22 protein-coding genes and 3 pseudogenes are annotated in these 16,427 nt (G+C 57.9%); 3 read left to right on the top strand and 22 right to left on the bottom strand.

Annotated elements, in window-relative coordinates; translation table 11 throughout:
* Positions 1–240: 240 nt before the first annotated feature.
* The 3 genes from ROR01S_RS24465 to ROR01S_RS24460 all read right to left on the bottom strand — a co-directional run bounded on the left by ROR01S_RS24465 (position 241) and on the right by ROR01S_RS24460 (position 1,714).
* Positions 241–1,116, bottom strand: a complete 876-nt coding sequence (locus ROR01S_RS24465; protein WP_060415463.1) for a DUF4942 domain-containing protein — start codon at positions 1,114–1,116, stop codon at positions 241–243.
* Between the two features lie 48 nt (positions 1,117–1,164).
* Positions 1,165–1,398 (bottom strand): CCDC81 family HU domain 1-containing protein, encoded by a 234-nt coding sequence (locus ROR01S_RS26670; RefSeq protein WP_072269226.1) that lies wholly within the window; start codon positions 1,396–1,398, stop codon positions 1,165–1,167.
* Between the two features lie 88 nt (positions 1,399–1,486).
* Entirely contained in the window at positions 1,487–1,714 is a 228-nt protein-coding gene (locus ROR01S_RS24460; protein ID WP_064359960.1) for a hypothetical protein, read from the bottom strand.
* Positions 1,715–1,971: 257 nt separating this feature from the next.
* Here ROR01S_RS24460 and ROR01S_RS27790 point away from each other — a divergent pair.
* Positions 1,972–2,139: pseudogene (locus ROR01S_RS27790) on the top strand (hypothetical protein); the annotation flags it as partial.
* Between the two features lie 388 nt (positions 2,140–2,527).
* Here ROR01S_RS27790 and ROR01S_RS24455 read toward each other — a convergent pair.
* From ROR01S_RS24455 to ROR01S_RS24380, 17 genes and pseudogenes are all read right to left on the bottom strand, one after another.
* Complete coding sequence (locus ROR01S_RS24455) at positions 2,528–2,851, bottom strand: hypothetical protein (RefSeq protein WP_060415462.1); 324 nt, start codon at positions 2,849–2,851, stop codon at positions 2,528–2,530.
* Positions 2,848–3,576, bottom strand: coding sequence for a plasmid SOS inhibition protein A (locus ROR01S_RS24450; RefSeq protein WP_060415461.1), 729 nt, complete (start codon positions 3,574–3,576; stop codon positions 2,848–2,850). The genes ROR01S_RS24455 and ROR01S_RS24450 overlap by 4 nt, the downstream gene beginning before the upstream one ends.
* A complete protein-coding gene (gene psiB, locus ROR01S_RS24445) occupies positions 3,573–4,007 on the bottom strand; it encodes a conjugation system SOS inhibitor PsiB (protein ID WP_032072073.1) in 435 nt (144 codons plus the stop codon). The genes ROR01S_RS24450 and psiB overlap by 4 nt, the downstream gene beginning before the upstream one ends.
* 40 nt (positions 4,008–4,047) lie before the next feature.
* The gene (locus ROR01S_RS24440) at positions 4,048–6,048 is read right to left on the bottom strand and encodes a ParB/RepB/Spo0J family partition protein (protein WP_020314932.1); all 2,001 of its coding nucleotides are present in this window, start codon (positions 6,046–6,048) and stop codon (positions 4,048–4,050) included.
* Positions 6,049–6,116: 68 nt separating this feature from the next.
* A complete protein-coding gene (locus ROR01S_RS24435) occupies positions 6,117–6,365 on the bottom strand; it encodes a DUF905 domain-containing protein (RefSeq protein ID WP_020314938.1) in 249 nt (82 codons plus the stop codon).
* Between the two features lie 49 nt (positions 6,366–6,414).
* A complete protein-coding gene (ssb, locus tag ROR01S_RS24430) occupies positions 6,415–6,972 on the bottom strand; it encodes a single-stranded DNA-binding protein (RefSeq protein ID WP_020314935.1) in 558 nt (185 codons plus the stop codon).
* Between the two features lie 643 nt (positions 6,973–7,615).
* Entirely contained in the window at positions 7,616–7,936 is a 321-nt protein-coding gene (locus ROR01S_RS24425; protein ID WP_049077843.1) for a hypothetical protein, read from the bottom strand.
* A 24-nt stretch (positions 7,937–7,960) separates the two neighbouring features.
* Positions 7,961–8,224, bottom strand: a complete 264-nt coding sequence (locus ROR01S_RS24420) for a DNA polymerase III subunit theta (RefSeq protein WP_032425679.1) — start codon at positions 8,222–8,224, stop codon at positions 7,961–7,963.
* A 200-nt stretch (positions 8,225–8,424) separates the two neighbouring features.
* Positions 8,425–8,616: a hypothetical protein gene (locus ROR01S_RS24415; RefSeq protein WP_000761848.1), complete on the bottom strand. Its 192-nt coding sequence runs from the start codon at positions 8,614–8,616 to the stop codon at positions 8,425–8,427.
* 42 nt (positions 8,617–8,658) lie between these two features.
* Positions 8,659–9,165 (bottom strand): antirestriction protein ArdA, encoded by a 507-nt coding sequence (locus tag ROR01S_RS24410; RefSeq protein WP_032744006.1) that lies wholly within the window; start codon positions 9,163–9,165, stop codon positions 8,659–8,661.
* A 44-nt stretch (positions 9,166–9,209) separates the two neighbouring features.
* Positions 9,210–9,638 carry an antirestriction protein gene (locus ROR01S_RS27380; protein ID WP_032743898.1) on the bottom strand — a complete coding sequence of 143 codons (429 nt, stop codon included), beginning with the start codon at positions 9,636–9,638 and terminating at the stop codon, positions 9,210–9,212.
* Positions 9,639–10,076: 438 nt separating this feature from the next.
* Positions 10,077–10,844: a YubG family protein gene (locus ROR01S_RS24400; RefSeq protein ID WP_032743901.1), complete on the bottom strand. Its 768-nt coding sequence runs from the start codon at positions 10,842–10,844 to the stop codon at positions 10,077–10,079.
* Positions 10,845–10,895: 51 nt separating this feature from the next.
* The gene (locus ROR01S_RS24395; RefSeq protein WP_032743904.1) at positions 10,896–11,306 is read right to left on the bottom strand and encodes a DUF1380 family protein; all 411 of its coding nucleotides are present in this window, start codon (positions 11,304–11,306) and stop codon (positions 10,896–10,898) included.
* Between the two features lie 45 nt (positions 11,307–11,351).
* Complete coding sequence (locus tag ROR01S_RS24390; protein ID WP_032743907.1) at positions 11,352–11,573, bottom strand: YubE family protein; 222 nt, start codon at positions 11,571–11,573, stop codon at positions 11,352–11,354.
* Positions 11,573–12,274 carry a DNA methyltransferase gene (locus tag ROR01S_RS24385; RefSeq protein WP_032743909.1) on the bottom strand — a complete coding sequence of 234 codons (702 nt, stop codon included), beginning with the start codon at positions 12,272–12,274 and terminating at the stop codon, positions 11,573–11,575. The genes ROR01S_RS24390 and ROR01S_RS24385 overlap by 1 nt, the downstream gene beginning before the upstream one ends.
* A gap of 71 nt (positions 12,275–12,345) precedes the next feature.
* Positions 12,346–12,521: pseudogene (locus tag ROR01S_RS27370) on the bottom strand (hypothetical protein); the annotation flags it as partial.
* A 188-nt stretch (positions 12,522–12,709) separates the two neighbouring features.
* Entirely contained in the window at positions 12,710–12,940 is a 231-nt protein-coding gene (locus ROR01S_RS24380) for a hypothetical protein (protein ID WP_032743912.1), read from the bottom strand.
* Positions 12,941–13,148: 208 nt separating this feature from the next.
* On the opposite strand from ROR01S_RS24380, the gene umuD reads away from it, so the two are divergent.
* Together umuD and ROR01S_RS24370 are read left to right on the top strand one after the other, a co-directional pair.
* Positions 13,149–13,574: a translesion error-prone DNA polymerase V autoproteolytic subunit gene (gene umuD / locus ROR01S_RS24375; protein ID WP_032743916.1), complete on the top strand. Its 426-nt coding sequence runs from the start codon at positions 13,149–13,151 to the stop codon at positions 13,572–13,574.
* Positions 13,574–13,675, top strand: a pseudogene (locus tag ROR01S_RS24370) (Y-family DNA polymerase); the annotation flags it as partial. The gene umuD and the pseudogene ROR01S_RS24370, both read left to right, overlap by 1 nt.
* Positions 13,676–13,755: 80 nt before the next feature.
* Here ROR01S_RS24370 and ROR01S_RS24365 read toward each other — a convergent pair.
* Both ROR01S_RS24365 and ROR01S_RS24360 read right to left on the bottom strand, forming a co-directional pair.
* Entirely contained in the window at positions 13,756–15,435 is a 1,680-nt protein-coding gene (locus ROR01S_RS24365) for a hypothetical protein (protein ID WP_009654265.1), read from the bottom strand.
* On the bottom strand, positions 15,432–16,334 hold the full coding sequence (locus ROR01S_RS24360) for a hypothetical protein (RefSeq protein WP_009654261.1): 903 nt from the start codon (positions 16,332–16,334) through the stop codon (positions 15,432–15,434). Before ROR01S_RS24360 ends, ROR01S_RS24365 begins: the two co-directional genes overlap by 4 nt.
* Positions 16,335–16,427 lie beyond the last annotated feature (93 nt).

Raw genomic sequence — 16,427 nt, 5'->3', positions numbered from 1 at the left:
CGCGCAGCGGTCGGGAGCCGAAGGTGTCCCCGGGTCTGGCCTGTCAGAAAGAAACAGCAGAAGAGAGAATGGAACAGGGGAAGATATCAGCGGAACAGTCAGAACGAGTACGGGAAAAGGATATTTTCCCTGTGAAAGAGTGGCCGTGGCGGCGCGTCAGCGCAGCCCTGCCACGCGCCGCAGGCAGGTTTTCGGCGGACGGACAGACAGTGACGGGGGAACGAGTCCCCCGCCAGCGCATCAGACCACCGGCGGCAGCGCCCCCGGATAGTGCCGCGCGATAATGTCGTTCACCTTCTCCACCAGGTCGGGCCGGGTAAAGGTGACGTGCGCGGAGCCTTTTTTGTATGTGCGTACCGTGAAATACTCACACGCGAACACCTCGCCCACACTCGCCGCGCCGCCCTGGCTGATAAACGCGCTCAGGTTTGCCCCCTCGGAGACGCGGTTGTCGGGAATGGTCTTTCCGTCGAGTAACCAGAACGGGCGGGCAAGGTCATCGATGCGGTTCTGTGCATACGTGCGCACGGAAAAATACAGCCCGCGATGATTGTCCAGGACACCATCAATGATAATTTTCTTTCCCAGCAGGCACGGATTATGCGTTTTATAGTCCCATGAAAGGTTGCGGAACACGTCAATCACGCCCTGCTCAAACGTAGCCCCCTTGCTGGCGTTAAGCGCCCGGAACGTGGCGATCACGTTGTCGAGGGTGATTTCGGGGCAGTCATCGCTGTAGAGCTGCGTATCCCACGCCTTGCGCTGCGCCTCGCTCATCAGCGTAAACATGCCCGTGTCATTCATCAGGCGCGTCCAGATGTCGCGATCGGCATAACGGCAGACGCTGCGTTTTAAGGCGGCTTCCCGCGTGGTGCTGCGGTCAGCTGACAGGCTGCGTTCGATGATGTCGGTCATGCCTGAGATCCACCCGCGCCCGGATGCTTCAAAAATGAGTTTCTGCGCGTCACGTAGCAGCCTTATCGCCTCCAGAAACGCCGTCACGCCGCTGTTTCGCTGCGCCACAATGCGCTCAACGGGCAAAGACGGGATGACCTCTCCCGCGCCGCTGTGGGGGTTAATGTCGACGCTGACAGCCTGTGTGGTGGTGTGACTCATGATGTCCTCCTTCTGCTGTTGCCGCCCCTTTCGGAGCGGCTCACCTGGTTAGTTACATGCGCGTGTAAGTTCGAGGGTGCGGAGCACCTGACCAAAATCTGCGTTTTTCATCGCGGGAATGTGGACTCCGCGCCCCTTGCGAACAGATTTCGCAATGTGCCGCCCGAAAGCCCTGAGCGCAGGGTCTATCTCCGTCGCGGGAATATCGGCGCGAAGGAGTCGGGAATGATGGCGGGGCTTTACAGCGCCGTCAGACGGTGAAACAATAGATACTGTGTACACTGGTACCTCCTTATCAGTTGCTGTATGCCGCAAAAGTCGTTGCTGCGATTTCTGCGGCTTGGATAAAGCAGGGGTTTCCCTGCTTTTTTCATCTCTGCGCTTTGCTCTCTGCTTCTTCTGCCTCCTTTTTCACGTTGTCGGTAATGTCTTCGGGATCGCCCAGAAACCAGCCCTGAACAGGTTTGTAACGCTCAATAAACGCCTTAATCGCGCCCTTTCCGGTCATGGCTTTCACGCGGGTAAACATCGGAATAACGCCTTTTGCGTCGCGTCCGGTAAAGGTGATCTGATAAACACGCATCGCCTGTGTCTGCATTTTTTCCTCCTGATTTTTAAAGAACATCACCCGTTGAGTTTCATTCGTCGCGGTGTTGACGTTTCGTGGGGTGGCTGCCGGTTGTTTCCGGGTTGTGAACCTCACCCGTTTGAGAACCTTCGCCGCAACGGGAAAGAACAGACACGGGCCGGTGCAGATGTCCGGTACGGAGGCGACATTATTTGTCGGGTTTTCGGCAAAAAATGTCGCCGGAGAGCATCAGCGGTACTGGACAGCCAGGCGGTTTGTGGCGGGATATTCCCGGGCGAAGGGGCTTAAACGGTGAAAGGCGCACGGAACACCAGGGCAGGCACCCCGGCAACGACGGGGCGCGACGAGCGAAACGGCGTTGCGCCTTACGTTCCGGCGTTTTTTTGCCGGGATGCAGGGAGCGCAGGCCACGGCGCGACAGAGGCGGCGCATCCTGACAAGGATGCTGCAGGCCTGCCGTTGACGTCAGACATCAGACACTAGCGATAGCCCGAAACCGCGAGCGGGTTCGGCGGAGCTTACCGCGTCCTTTCGCGGTTAGCGGAGTGTGGCTCGACGACCGGACGCGCAGCGGTCGGGAGCCGAAGGTGTCGCCGGGCCTCGCCAGTCAGAAAGAAACGGAAGAAGAGAGAAAGCAGCAGGAGGAGAGACTCACCCTGTCAGAAAACCGTATCAGGGAGACAAAGGATTTAAGGTCAATAATACAGAGACAGGATAAAAAGGAGCGCGTCAGCGCCCCTCTTTTTATCCGGGGTTGTGCTTTTTTCTTTCAGACGTTGCAGGCTCCACATCAATGCGCGCCTGAACCGGGCCTTACCCGTTTCAGGTCTGAGATTTTCCCCGGAAATAGTCTGGTCGCCCCTCAAGCTCCCTCTCAATCAGTTCCTCAGCAAACAGAGGCGCTATTCGGTTAACCCGCCGCGCCAGATTCCGGCGGCGCGCAGCGGCTTTGCGCTCATCGCTCCAGCGCTTAATCTGCCGCTCATCGGGAAAATCCACGCACACCGCATACCCGGCGCCCGCCACCCAGAGCGACATAATGGATCCGGGCGCAGGCTGTCCCGCCTCCACCACTTCGGATGCCAGTTCATGCGGACCGGGACACGGTGAGGGTAATTTCCAGCGCAGGGAGTAACGCCACCTCATCCCCGCCTCCGATCCGTCAGCTTGTTCGGCACCTGCCAGCGCTCTGCCTGACGCACAGCCTCCGGGGTGTCACGTACAATGAAGCCGATTTCATGAATGACCCCGTACAGCGGTTCCTTCGCGTCACGTAGCCAGTCCAGGGAAGCCAGCGAGGCAAACCGCGACCGCCAGTGCCAGAAAGCCGGCTCCAGCTCACGCGCGTCAAACTCTTCGGCCCACCGGCGGTACCAGCTGCTGACCGTCTCCGGGGATTGAAAGTTCAGCTCCGTGACGGCCTGCCCCAGCAGGTTCTGCCGCAGCCGCCAGTGATGTGCCAGCGTCCGTTCTTCCCGGCGCATGCTGCGGGTGAACGCGATGTTTCTGCGCTGCAACCGGCGTTCTGTGCGGGTGTGCAGCACTTCCGGGAACAGTTCAGCCTGAACATCCACCGGCAGCGGCAGCGGGCAGCACTCCCCGTGGCTGGCAATCAGTTCATCAAGCGCCTCCTCCACCTGTTTGAGGCTGCTCAGGCGATGCTTCGGGTCCCAGTTGAGGCCGGGAATGCGCTGCGCCACGGTCGTGTTCATGCGGCTGTTCCCGGTCAGCAGACGCAGGAAGGTGCGCACGTGTGGCATGGCGGGCAGACGCGCACCGAGACGGCGGGATTCCTCCACCGACAGGACCGCCTGCAGCGCTGCCTGTCGGGCTGGCTTCAGGGTCACCAGAGACGTTGTTGATGCGTTCACTGTGCGCCCTCCATGACCAGCATGCTGATGATGCTGGCCTGACTGTAGCCATCAGCATCGAGCCGGGCAACCAGACTCAGCGTGTGGCTGATGGCTTCCGGCGACCAGTCCGACAGCGTGCTGATAACCGAGAACGGACGACCGCTGGCGGGGATAAACACCACCATCCAGGCCGGAGAGATATCGCCGGGACTGCACACGGCGAGATGATAGTTACCGTGTGAAGGCGTGAAGCGGACCTGTACCGGGAAAAAGCCCCCGAACTCGCTGCGGTACTCCCCGTTCATGTCCCAGTTGTCCGGGCAGCTCAGGTCACGCATTACGGCATGGGTCAGTTCGCGGCGCAAATCCTCTCCTCCTTCGCGCCAGTCTTCGTATTCCTGTGGGATCATGGTTTTCAGGACATCGGGGGTAATAATATTGCGCATCATCGTCTCCTTATCGCCGCCCCGCAGGGCGGCGTCTCCGTTATCAGGCAGCGTGTGAGGTGGGTTCGTCAGTGTCAGGCGTGGTGTCTGCTTCTTCCGGCGTTGCGGCATCCGGGGACTGCATCCATCCCGGCACCCATCGGGTCCCGGAGAGCCACTGTTCGGCGTGACTGGCGGCATCGCCTTTCTTCATTTTTTCAGCATCCGAGGCGGCCCCGGTCAGTCCGGCATCTTTCAGCGCCGCCACAATCTGATTCTTGCTGAGTAACCCGAGGAAGTTATCCGCTGTTGGCTGCCACCAGTTACGGAGATGGAACCCGAGCGCTGCCTCGACACCGTCGAGGTCACTGCGGCTGGTATGTCCGTGTTCGCGGGTCTGGACGCCATCCACGGAACAGGCAGTACAGAAGACCATCAGCGACATCAGGGTCTGTCCGTCGAGGGCAAAAAAGGTGGTGAAATCGTTCTTCCAGCCCTCCGGCAGCATGGCTTCCAGACGGGCTTTCTCCTGCATCAGCGACTGCCATGCCTGACCGTTTTCTCCGGTCGGGGCTTCACTGGTCAGACTGCTGTGGTGAACCCCGAGATTCATCACGAACGGGTGCCGGGTGGTGATACAGTAGTGGAACACGCAACTGCACAGCCGCCAGACCATCAAGGCCACGGCTTTCTGTGGCTGCCGCACCAGTTCCGCCTGCACCGCCAGCGTTCTCTCGGACGACATTTTTTTCAGAAGCGGTACGCTGATACCCTCTGCCACATCCGGGGTGCTGCTGGCGACCACATGGATGGAAGCCTGAGAGACGGTACTTTCCTGCGCGTCAGCGACCGCCGCCTGCACCTTCTTCTGCACACCGCGCTGGATGCAAAGCTCGCCGTCACTCAGACTGACCACCACGCCACAGGCCGCTTTCTGCTCCGGTGTCCATGCCCGGATCGATGCTGCCTCTTCAATCTCGTCAATCAGCACCTGAATGGCGGCTTCATCTTCATACGTCGCCGTGGCTTCCTGCGTGGCGTACAGTTCATCGAGACGCCGCTGCTCGTCAGCGCTGAGTTCACCCTCCGGCTCCGGCAGGACCAGATAATGCTCGCGGTCGTCACCGTAATTCCGCACCGCCCCTTCCCGTGCCAGTGACCATGACCAGCCCTCCTGCATTTCAACAGCCAGCGCGGCGGACTCCAGCTTCTCCTGCACCAGACGCCCGACCAGTACCCCGTCTGCCGTTCCGTCGCCCTCCTGCGCGCTGAACAGGTCCTCGCGCACTTCGCCCCCTGCGGCCTCATACGCTTCGCGCCCGACAAACATAAATCGGGCGTCGCGAACCGATATTTCGGTGTCCGTGATGGCGCGTTTCAGCATGTGAGCCGGAGCGTAGCTGTGCTGCGCCTTCACGCGCTGGTAAATCTCCACCTGACGCGCCGGGTCACTTTCCAGACTGAGCGCCTGACACTGCTCCACATCGAGCGTGTTCTCTGCCAGCAGGGCAATCAGTTCCGGGGCAAGGCTGGCGAGCTTCAGCATGCGCTGGACGTGGCGCGAACTGTACCCCAGCTGGTCCCCGATTTGCGCCGGGGTCTTGCCCTGCTCAGACAGCGTGCGGAAACCGCTGATTTGCTCTGCCGGGTGCATCGCCACCCGGTTGTTGTTCTCGACCATCGAAGCCACTACTGCCAGTTCGTCGCTGACACGCTTCACGATGACCTGATGCCCGGCATCGATGCGCTGCTCGCGTTGTAAAAGCTGCAGGGCCGCCAGACGACGACCGCCCGCTGCGACGCCCGACAGGCCGTCCGGCAGCGTGTGAACCACCAGATTCTGAATGAGGCCGACCGCGAGAATGGAGTCAGCCATTTCCCGGACGCTCTCCGGCGGATACGGGATGGTGCGGACGTTCAGCGGGGATTTGACCAGCGCCGACAGCGGCACCATCTCAATCTGTGCGGCCTCAAGCGCGGCTTTCAGGGCGGCGGATTCGGCAGGTTTTACCACTTTTTTGCTGGTTTTCGCGGGGGTTTTTGCTTTAGACTCGGTCACTGACATGATTGATTTCTCTCCGATATTAGTTAATGTCTGCCGGGCAGACCCATCTGCCCGGCACCTCTTAAGGCTTACTGCGTTTTGCGTACTCCGTAGTCCCGGATATAACGGTTCATCAGGAACTCACCGCCCGGTTCAAAATTCCAGACACGCCAGACCATGCTGCCGTCATCCTGATGACGGACGACGAGGCGAAAATGCGTCCCCTGGTCATCCTCAATCGCCACATTCTGATACTGCGCCGCGACCGCTCTGGCCTGCTCGCGGGTAAACGTGCCATCTGACAGGGATCCCAGCGGAGGTTTAACGTTGTGATTCATGTGTTTCTCCTTTAACTGCCCCGCCTGAGCGGGGCGTGTTCATCATGGTTTAAAAGGGCGCATCGTCATCGGTCAGCGGGTAATCATCCGGGAACGGCTGAGGAGGAAGCTGAGACGGGGCGGCGCTCTGACGGCCTTTTTTACCGCCCTTCGCTTTCGGGGATTTAGCCGGAGCGTCAGCAGATTGTGCCGGAGCGGCTGAACTCTGCGGCTGCGCGGGCTGCTGCGGCGCGGCGCTCTCAGGCTCACCATTTCCACGACGACCGCCGAGCATCTGCATGGTGCCGCTCTGCCCGACCAGCACCTCGGTGACGTAGCGCGTGGCGCCGGTATCGTCCTGCCAGCTACGGGTACGCATCTGGCCCTCGATGTAGACCTGCGCGCCTTTACGCAGGTATTCTCCCGCCACTTCCGCGAGCTTGCCGAACATGACAACACGGTGCCATTCGGTGTTTTCGCGCATCTCTCCCGTCTGCTTATCACGCCATGTTTCGGACGTGGCCAGCGTCAGGCTTGCCACTGCGCCGCCGTTGGGCATATAACGCACGTCCGGGTCCTGTCCCAGATGTCCGACCAGAATGACTTTATTAACGCCACGTGCTGCCATGATGAATCTCCTTACTCTGTTGTTTTGCCTTTAAAAACCATCACCCGTTGAGTTGCCGGGGCCGCGGTTTTGACGTTTTGCGGGGACCTGCTGCTCTGCTCCGCTGGTTGTTACCTTCACCCGTTTGAGAGCCGTTCGCCGCAAGGGCGTAAACGAGCACCGGCGATGGCAGATGTCCAGGGCGCGGTTTACCGCGTGTCATTTACCCTGGACGGCTGACAGCGACTGTGCTTGTCTCAGCCCCGGCGAATGGACTTAAAGGGGTGAAAAAACCAGGCAAGGAATGAGCAGGAACCCGCCGCAACGACGAAACGCGCGGGCGCGAAACGGCGTTGCGCCTTACAGCCCGGCGGCCGTTTGCCGGGGTGCGAAAAGCGCAGGTGACGGCGCGTAAAAGGGGCGGCGCATCCTGACAGGGATGCTGCAAGCCTGCCGTTGACCTCAGACATCAGACACTAGCGATAGCCCGAAACCGCCTGGCGGGTTCGGCGGAGCTTACCGCATCCTTTCGCGGTTAGCGGAGTGTGGCTCGACGACTGAACCGCGCCAGCGGGTCGGGAGCCGAAGGTGGCCCTGTGGCAGATTGTGTGAAAAGTAAATGAGGAAGAGGCAGCGGAAGAGGCAGAGACAGAAAGAATACCGGTCAGGACAGAGACTCTTTCTTCTCTTTTCTGAACTGAATCACGGCATACCATGCTGAGACAATACATGCGAATGAACTGATGAGTACCCGGTTTTCTTCATCGGGCTGTGCGCCGTTAAGCATAAAAGCGACTATTACGGCGGCAGCCATTCCCCATGCAATACCGGACCACAGACGCAGTCTGTCGGCAATTATATTGACAATAATGAAGGCGACAGAGAGGCCGAAAGCCCATAACATCATGACGGGATGGAATGGCATAAATACAAGATTCAACGCGCTGAACACAGACGTCAGAGCAAATAAAGCAGACATACGCACCGCAGTCCCTCCCTGGGAAAAAAATTAAGGCTTACTCTCACTGCCACCGTCTTCCGGCTTCTGGTATTCGGGCGCATTGGCGCGGGGCAGCTGCTGACTGTTCAGTCGATGTACGCGGAGCCGTTCACGAAAATATTCGCGCAGATGTTCAGGCTGCTCCCGTTCAACGAGTTCGTGAACAACAGGCTTGTTCATGCGTTCCTGCCATGCAACAGCGGCGGCCGCTTTATCGACAGAGACTTTATCCTGCTCGTCTTTTGAGAATGAGGCGATATTCCATTTTGACAAATCTGCACCTGCAACGTTTTCCAGAAAGCTATTGTGGATAATACGCGCATTCACAGACTTCAGCGACTGAGAACGGAGAAGAGAGCGAGCGGCGCCGGAGGCGCGGCGACGTTTCTCTCCGGCAGGCGCAGCCTGCCAGGGTTTTGGGCGCGGGCAGACAGGCGTCCTCCGGCCCGGACGCCTGTCATCGAACTTACTGATTACTGTCCTTTACCGCCCTGTAAGATGAAGTGTCCGCCGATGTAGACGGCACACTGACAGGTCATGTAATAGCAGATTTCGTCCATTACCTGGGCGGTGGTCAGTTCCCGCTGCCCGGCATCCCGGCGGCGGGCATTTATCAGGGCTTTGTACTGGCGCAGGATCTCACGGCTTTGTGGTGCAAGTTTCATACGTGTTTTCCTTAACCGGCGGGCTTCCCCGCCGGACATCATTCAGTTTCTGAAGACATAACCGTCATGGAGCACATACCCGCTGCTGAATAAATCCCGCGCGTATGCCTCATAATCGAAATACATGCGCAATGATTCGGGCACCTCGTTTAACAGGCCGTTGTCCTCCACAAAGCCATAAGCAAAATCTTCCTCACTTTCCGCTTCGCCGTAGTACGCGTCATCAAAGGCGTCATAGTCGCACTCGCCGGTATACTCTGCCCAGGCCACAAACGCGGCGGGGCGCCCGTCGTCCTGCGCCTGCCGGAAGGCCTCAATAAACGCCCACTTAACAGAGGATTCAGAGGCAAACTGTGACGGAATGCCCTCGATATCCTGAAACATCAGCTCGGGGTCTTCCTCGCCGGCGTGCAGCGTCCGGCAGGCGTCATAGAATGCGTCTTCGTCGTCGAAATCGGTTAAATCAAACCATTTGCCGAAAATGCTGCCGCAGTTGTACTGGTGATACGTACCCACATAGACCGCCGGAACCGTAATTGATGAATGCATTTTTTCGTCTCCCTGCGGGGCGGCATGGCCGCCCCGGTCGTTAATCAGTCCAGCGCGGCGTAAATGGCGTTGCATTCCGGGTGAAGGGTGATGTGATTCCAGAGCTGGGCATCACGCAGCATGTAAACGTGAGTCAGGGCCGGGTTGCCGCTGTCATGATTTGCCGCCAGACGACGGTTAACGGCCAGGGATGTCAGAATAATGCCCGCCGCGTCGGCGCTCACAATGCGGTCAAACCAGCTTTCCGTGCTGACCATATGGACGCGGCCACAATCGGGCATCATGTAACCGCCGCCCTCAGGCAGCCGGATAAAGTGCCAGAATTCGACTTCATATTCGGGCATCCATTTTTTTGCCAGTGCATACACCTGCAATTCAGCGAGCATAAAATCATTGCCGAACATGTAGGGCATAAAAGACAGGCGGTCACACTCTTCAACATTCAGGACGGGGCGTGCTTTCACAGACTGCATGGTAAAACCTCCGTAATCACATGGACTGCGACACCGGGCGGTGCCGTGCCGACACGACAGCCCGGCGAAAAGCGGAAGATGCAGGGGCGACACCGGAGGCCGCAGCGCAGATAAAGCGCGAAGCCGGTCTGGACGGTTTTGGAGCGAAATCTGAGCGAGAAAACGACGGGAAGAACGGCGAGACTCATTAAAAACACTGCGACCGGGCGAGGATGACGGCGTCAGCGCACCCTTGCATCTGCAGCGGCCGGGCTAAAGTGAAGGCACGGCACAGCCCGCACACGACACGGCGATAACAGAGGCGGGTTTTTATCCCAGAGGCCCGGAGGCCGGGCCGGGTAAACGCGGAGCCGGCACGGGGACATCCTTATCGCACGGTTCCTCCTGCGCCGGCAGGCAGACAAGGGGAGGTTTCCCCTCCCCCACAGAAAGGGCCTGTCACACCAGAGCGCTGACGCCGCGGGCCTCTCTCACCACGTCCCGCAATACGCGGCGATCAAGCCAGCGGCGAACCGGATCGCCCGGAAAACGCAGCAGGTCTGTAATAACCCCTGCGCCCTCCATGTTTTCCTCCCGCTCATTTACCAGGGTGAGCAGGACCGGGCAGAATCGCGCACTGCGAACCAGAATGGCATCAAGGACCTGATCCAGCCTGTCGGTCTCGCCTGCGTCCAGCCAGTTTTCATGGTCATACTCGTCGGCCAGCAACCGCCAGTCCCCGAAACGCCTGTCCATCAGGCGCGGGACGGCGGACGGCACCAGCGCGGCAGCAATACGTTTCGTATCCCGGCGCACGATTTCCGTTATCTGCGTGAGGGAGGCTTTCAGGAAGGCCAGCAGATCGTCACATTCCGCTGCCGTCAGCCACTCCTGAGCGTAAGGCAGGCGGATAACCTGACAGTCAGCCAGCCGCTCCGGATGCGGATATGCCTGCACCGGAAAGAGATGCAGACGCGCCGGGGTTCCCGCCAGCCGCCGGGCGCTGGCGAGCAACAACGCTGCCCGGCCATACGTCAGCGGCTGGCAAAGCTGTTCTGTCAGCGTGAGGATTTGCGTACCGCTGAGAGAGCCGCAGGCGGCGAGCCAGCCGGGTACGGTTCCGGGTGCGACGGGCGCCATATCAATGGCGTCGGGCCAGCCAGACTGACGCAGCATCCGGTCTCCGTGGCGCAGGATAAGGGCGTTAAGGGTTTCATTTTTCATCATTGTCGTCTCAGTTCGCGTGATATCGCCCCGCCGTTCAGCGGGGCGGTCGGGTTAAGCGGCGATTTCGCGTTTCAGCCAGGCGATTTCTGCCTGAGCGTCAGCGACACTCGGGTAGTGATCGACCGTCAGGGACGGCGAATGCTCGTCTTCTCCGTTAATCGCCTGTGCGGCAATGTCCGTGATGCGATGCAGCGTATCGACGGGGACGCTCACGCGGGGAATGCCCGGGCGAATCCCGGCGTACAGCGCCTGCACGGTGCGGAATGACACGCCTTCTTCGGTGTGCTCCCCGGTTCCCGTGCGGCCGATAAGCTCAAGCAGGGTGTGAGCCTCGGCCTCCGTCATGTTCCAGGCCTGGGCCATCACGTCTTCTTTCGTCCAGACCAGCAGGGCGTAGCGTTCTTCGTTTCCAAACATGCGTTTGAGTTTCTTGTTCAGTTCTTTACGGGTGCCATACAGCATGATGTTGTCTCCGTGATTCGGTGGGGTGGCCTCGCCGCCCGGGATTCAGTCTCTGAAAGATTCATCGAGTAACAGGGCTATACTGAACGCCTCATCCATCAGGACGCTGAGACGCCGCAGGCTGATACCGGCAAGCCGCTCCGCCAGTCCGTCGTGCCGGTAGTGATACGTTTCTTCCAGCACTTTGAGGGTGGTTTTCAGGTCGCAGATGTTGTTGGCCAGCCCGGCTATATCGCGGCGCAGGGCTTCGTGTCCGCTGTAGTTCATCACGCCGCCTCCGGAAGCCATTCATCGTTCGCCGCCGGGGTGTTGACGGCCCGGCGCATGGCGGCCAGTCGTTCGGCTCCGGCCCGGTGGTACTGCGCCAGCATTTCAATGCCGATATAGCGGCGTCCGGCGCGGTATGCGGCGACGCAGGTCGAGGCACTCCCCGCAAACGGGTCGAGAACAATCGCGCCAGGGGTGCTGAATGACTCAATCAGCGGCTGTAGCGCCTCCACCGGTTTCTGGTTTGGGTGCAGAGGGTTGCCGGTATACGGGAAAGGCATCACATCCGGCAGCGGTCTGAGGGGTGGCACCGGGCGGCCTTTGGCAAGGACATAAGCCCCTTCATGGCGGTAGTCCACGAATCCGCGACGGTCTTTCGCATTACGGCGGTTGGAAGCATAGGTTTTGGTGAACACAAGCTGGCCCACGGCATAGAACCCCGCCGCCTTCCATGCGGCCATAAAGCGGTCCACACGGTTCCAGCCGTAGAAACTGACCATCAGGGCGTCTTTTTTAAGGACGCGGTACATCTCCAGCGTGGCCGGTTGCAGCCATTCGTCCGTCACATCCCCGGCAATCTGTCTGCCCTGGCGGTCCTTAAAACCGACGAGGTAAGGCGGATCGGTCACAATAAGGTCCACGGCACGGTCGGGGAATCCGCGCATCACATCAATACAGTTCCCGAGAATGAATCTGGACATGGCAGCACTCCTGTAGTCAGAGGGGACAGGAGGTATCACCGCGATACCGTTCCCTGCCGCACGCTGCCTGTTCATCGCGTCCGGTCACGGGTCAGGCCGACCGTGGAATACCGCAGCCGTCAGTCTTTTCGACGGTAAGGATATGCCGCGAAAGCGGCTTGAAGGGCGTTCCTTAAAAGGGCGAGGGACTGGCGTACACTCTCAACGACGCCGGGCCTGAGCGGAAAAGCCGCCCGTCCCGTACCCGACCGGACGCGAGACACTGGCAGCGGGTGGCAGGCCTTCAGCGACATCAGGGGAAAGAGGAGTATGGACATACCTGTCCACAAACGCGGGGTTTAAGATTGTGGATAACCTGAAGGCAGACAGCGGAGAAGCGCGGGAGCACAGGCGTCATCACGCCTGTGTTTTTTTCGTACAATCAGCGACAAAGCATCAGCGGTTCCGGGATTTGTCTCCGGCCACGGAGAGGCCGATATACACGCCCGCGCCCCAGATAACCTGGGAGAGCACGAAAACCCACAGCGGGACGTCGAACACCAGGAGCGGAAGCAGGCATACCGTCACGATACCAATCATGCGACTGCCGTACTGCCTGCGTACCGGTTCGCTGCTGTCGACGGGGACGCCGGCAAAGCGGAGAGCCTTTCTGAATCCAGGCGACATAAACACCTCCTCGGGTAAAAACTCATTTGTTTTCTGTATATTACACGATATCAGCGCAGCGCACGCTCTGACATACGTTTTTACAGTCAGTCGTTTTTTTTCGTAACCACAGCAATGTTTTAGCCCGGGGCTGCGTAAAGAGGCTTGCAAAAAAATGAAGGCGGCAAAATAATTACTGTATATAAACACAGTTAATGAGACGCTAAAGATGAAGTTTATTGCTGCCTCCCTGGAACCCGGGGTCATGACCCTCCCCCTTTTTACCGAGCGTTGCGCCGCCGGTTTTCCTTCACCGGCGGCAGATTACACGGAAGCGGAGCTGGACCTGAACGAGTACTGCATCCGGCACCGGGCCTCCACCTATTTTGTCCGGGCTATCGGCAACTCGATGACCGATATTGGCCTGAACTCAGGCGACCTGATGGTCGTCGACAAGGCAGAGAAGCCGGTGCACGGGGACATTGTCATCGCCGAAATGGAGGGAGAATTTACCGTCAAACGGCTTCTGCTGACGCCCCGTCCTGTACTGCAGCCCATGAACCCGGCCTACCCTGCCCTTCACCCTGACCCGGAGACGCTGCAGATTTTTGGTGTGGTGACCGCGTTTATCCATAAGACGCGCGGCGCGGACTGATGTTTGCCCTGGCCGACGTCAATTCGTTCTATGCCAGCTGCGAGAAGGTGTTTCGCCCTGACCTGCGGGGTAAACCGGTTGTCGTACTGAGCAACAACGATCTGAGTGGTAAGAAACGTTAGTTAAATCTATGTTGTTCATATCATCTTATTCTTAATGGTCTGAGGCGATTCAGTGGGCACTAATCATCAGAGGGTTCTGTCAGGCTGTATTCACTAATAAACCACGTAGGTAGTGGGTGTCGGTACAGGCGTGCCGACAACGCAACCAGGATTTGCCAGTTACAGTACCATCTGAAATCTGAAGGGGCTGCTGCATCGTCAAAGGTATTAATTGACGCCTCGGCTTCCTCCTTTGCTGAAGGTCTGAGGCCAGACAATGCCTTGGAAATACCGACGCTGTGGATTCCCAGTGTCGATCCGCTGAGTTTTTCGAGTAGTGCTGTAGGGAACCAGCGTTCGAGTGTTACCCCTTTCATCAGTGGCAGGACCTTATCCCGTAGCGACTGGAAGGCTTCTTCATCACCGAGCAGTGACGTCACAGTAGCGAGTGCTGGCACCAACGTTGAGGTCTGGAAGAAATCACGACTCTCAGCCTTGTTTCTGTCGAGGGCAATAGCATCTTCCTGAGAGTCGGTGTCAACCGGCAGATAACAATCTGTTCTCAGCGCATGGTGAAGTCGGGCCACAACTTCTCCTGCAATCATCCGCGTATTGTCCCAGTCTGACTCGCCCATCAGTGCGCAAAAGAGCAGGGTTAGGTCGATGGTGTGCCCGTCATAAAGGGGAAGCAGTACCCCCGAATGCTGATTGACCAGATAAATGATGGCGTTGCGGATAGTCGTTCGAAATGCCTCCTCTCCTGGCTTTTGCTGGAGCAATAGCAGGAGGGTGGACAGGCGCCCCAATTCCTCAAACATAAGCTCCAGGTAGAAGACTCGCTCAGGGCGCCAGCGTAGGACTGCTCGTGGTGACTCCAAGGTTGGCATTACCTTTTCAAAGTAGTCCACCAGAGCCTGTATATGCAGCGTAACCAAGTTTTCAAACCGGTCGGCAAATGCGTGGTCGGCATGCAATTCCAGTTTTACCGCCTCTGCCCAGATACGCAGTATCAGATATTCGCCGGTAACTACCCCAGGCTTTAAATTGCCTTCGCTTTTTCCCCAGACCAGCAGGATCGCCCAGCCCATTGAAGCTGCGGCACATCGTCTTAAAAACTTTTTCTTTTGCGTTGCAGCACTTTGTTCCGACTCGTCGGCCTGTATTTCAAAACAGGCATCGACAAAGCGGGTAAACCGCCTTGTAGCCGAACCTGACTCCTCAAGGCCAGCCAGGGCCGCTCGCAGGTCAGATTTTCCTCGCGCCAGCAGTAATGTTTCATCAAAAAGGTACTGTTCTATCCAAGGTGTGAGCTGATCGGAGCCCCAGAATTCTAAACTGCAAAGCGGGCGTGTTGCGATGTCTGCCGTCTGCGCTGCAAAACCGGCCTGAGCTTCCTGAAGCAGGACGCCATTGGATACCAGAACGATCCGCTTGCGCAGCGGTTTGAGTGGTTCCGGTAAACGATTTCTGAGGAAGTCATTGCAGGCCTCACGGATAGAGGGATCAATAGACTGAGGCCCACCGTAAAGATCAGCCCGTCCGACGTTGCCAAATTTGATGATGTAAACATAAACCTCATCAATACCATCTGCCCCCGTTTTGGTCGATAGCACGTCAACACCAGCCTGCCCTGGACCAACCTGTGGACGGCTGAGCACATTGTGCCCCATAGCTTTGAGCAACTCTGGCAGCAGTACATCGAGCTCATTGCGCTCACGCAGCCCCGCCAGATAATGGGATAGAACCAATTGAATACTCATTTCAGCTTTCCTTTCCACAATCTTTTTCTGGTCAGTTCACCGGAAAGAGGATCGGTGCGCCAGGTGATGGGTAACTCAACTTCAACTTGGAAGGGTGTCATTTCCAACGTGGTTTCTTTGACGTCGTCACCGACAGAAAATTCTAACGCAGTTTTGCTGGCGTACTTGAAATACTGCTTCGTGAAAAGCTGGCCAAAAATGGATTTTTCTTCTGAGTGCCGTTGAATATCACGATTCTCACTGCGCTTGAGACTAGCATACATCAGCCGCATCTCGGGAGGCATTGCAAACTCACGAAGCACTGGTAGTACATTCAGATGATTTTGCTGTTGTTCCAGTTGAGCCAGCGCCATTTTAGCTATTTCAAGCGAGGTAAACGGAGATTTCAGGCTGGAAAGTAGTCGCAGCGTGGTCCATGGATACTCCTGCATGTGATGCAGCACGAGTGCTCTTGCCGCATTTAGTGCCGGGGCACTTGCTGGGTGTGCGGTTGCCAGGCTTAAGGCCCAGCCGAGCGAGATGGCTGGGGAAACATGCAGTGCGCAGAGTCTGCATGCCGCCAGGATGGCGCGTGATTCATCCAGAGAGGAAAGGTCATACGCCAGTGGGTTTTCCGCCTGTAAGTGGTTCACACTTGCCTTATCTGCAAGGGCCTTCGCGAGTCCATGGTACTCATCATCCGTAAGCCAGCAGGAGAGAGCGACTGCAAAAAGTGAAGCAGAATTGCTGATTTCATGCAGGCAGTTGTCTGCGGCAAGCAGGCATTCTTCTGGGGATGACGATGTTTTTGTTTCGCGGCACAACAGAGTCAGTTTCTCGATAACGAGATGAATATTGCTGGCATCGGTTCGTAATGTGCCGAGATGGCGATAGAGTTCATAAAACTGATTTGTAGTCATACGGTCCTTAACTCAGAGTGCGCAATACGAGCGATACAGGAAGCTTCTGCAAGACGAAAAGAGCCGCTGACCTGCTCCCAGTAAACTAACATA

Source organism: Klebsiella ornithinolytica NBRC 105727 = ATCC 31898 (assembly GCF_001598295.1).
GTDB lineage: Bacteria > Pseudomonadota > Gammaproteobacteria > Enterobacterales > Enterobacteriaceae > Klebsiella > Klebsiella ornithinolytica.
The sequence above is the reverse complement of the archived record's forward strand: the minus strand, read 5'-3'. Positions and strand labels throughout refer to the sequence as shown.

Excerpts from the sequence above, each read along its gene's own strand:
- ROR01S_RS24465 (WP_060415463.1), bottom strand. The coding sequence starts at position 1,116 with ATGAGTCACACCACCACACAGGCTGTCAGCGTCGACATTAACCCCCAC.
- ROR01S_RS24460 (WP_064359960.1), bottom strand. The coding sequence starts at position 1,714 with ATGCAGACACAGGCGATGCGTGTTTATCAGATCACCTTTACCGGACGC.
- ROR01S_RS24455 (WP_060415462.1), bottom strand. The coding sequence starts at position 2,851 with ATGAGGTGGCGTTACTCCCTGCGCTGGAAATTACCCTCACCGTGTCCC.
- psiB (WP_032072073.1), bottom strand. The coding sequence starts at position 4,007 with ATGATGCGCAATATTATTACCCCCGATGTCCTGAAAACCATGATCCCA.
- ROR01S_RS24440 (WP_020314932.1), bottom strand. The coding sequence starts at position 6,048 with ATGTCAGTGACCGAGTCTAAAGCAAAAACCCCCGCGAAAACCAGCAAA.
- ROR01S_RS24435 (WP_020314938.1), bottom strand. The coding sequence starts at position 6,365 with ATGAATCACAACGTTAAACCTCCGCTGGGATCCCTGTCAGATGGCACG.
- ssb (WP_020314935.1), bottom strand. The coding sequence starts at position 6,972 with ATGGCAGCACGTGGCGTTAATAAAGTCATTCTGGTCGGACATCTGGGA.
- ROR01S_RS24415 (WP_000761848.1), bottom strand. The coding sequence starts at position 8,616 with ATGAAACTTGCACCACAAAGCCGTGAGATCCTGCGCCAGTACAAAGCC.
- ROR01S_RS24410 (WP_032744006.1), bottom strand. The coding sequence starts at position 9,165 with ATGCATTCATCAATTACGGTTCCGGCGGTCTATGTGGGTACGTATCAC.
- ROR01S_RS27380 (WP_032743898.1), bottom strand. The coding sequence starts at position 9,638 with ATGCAGTCTGTGAAAGCACGCCCCGTCCTGAATGTTGAAGAGTGTGAC.
- ROR01S_RS24400 (WP_032743901.1), bottom strand. The coding sequence starts at position 10,844 with ATGATGAAAAATGAAACCCTTAACGCCCTTATCCTGCGCCACGGAGAC.
- ROR01S_RS24395 (WP_032743904.1), bottom strand. The coding sequence starts at position 11,306 with ATGCTGTATGGCACCCGTAAAGAACTGAACAAGAAACTCAAACGCATG.
- ROR01S_RS24390 (WP_032743907.1), bottom strand. The coding sequence starts at position 11,573 with ATGAACTACAGCGGACACGAAGCCCTGCGCCGCGATATAGCCGGGCTG.
- ROR01S_RS24385 (WP_032743909.1), bottom strand. The coding sequence starts at position 12,274 with ATGTCCAGATTCATTCTCGGGAACTGTATTGATGTGATGCGCGGATTC.
- ROR01S_RS24380 (WP_032743912.1), bottom strand. The coding sequence starts at position 12,940 with ATGTCGCCTGGATTCAGAAAGGCTCTCCGCTTTGCCGGCGTCCCCGTC.
- umuD (WP_032743916.1), top strand. The coding sequence starts at position 13,149 with ATGAAGTTTATTGCTGCCTCCCTGGAACCCGGGGTCATGACCCTCCCC.
- ROR01S_RS24365 (WP_009654265.1), bottom strand. The coding sequence starts at position 15,435 with ATGAGTATTCAATTGGTTCTATCCCATTATCTGGCGGGGCTGCGTGAG.
- ROR01S_RS24360 (WP_009654261.1), bottom strand. The coding sequence starts at position 16,334 with ATGACTACAAATCAGTTTTATGAACTCTATCGCCATCTCGGCACATTA.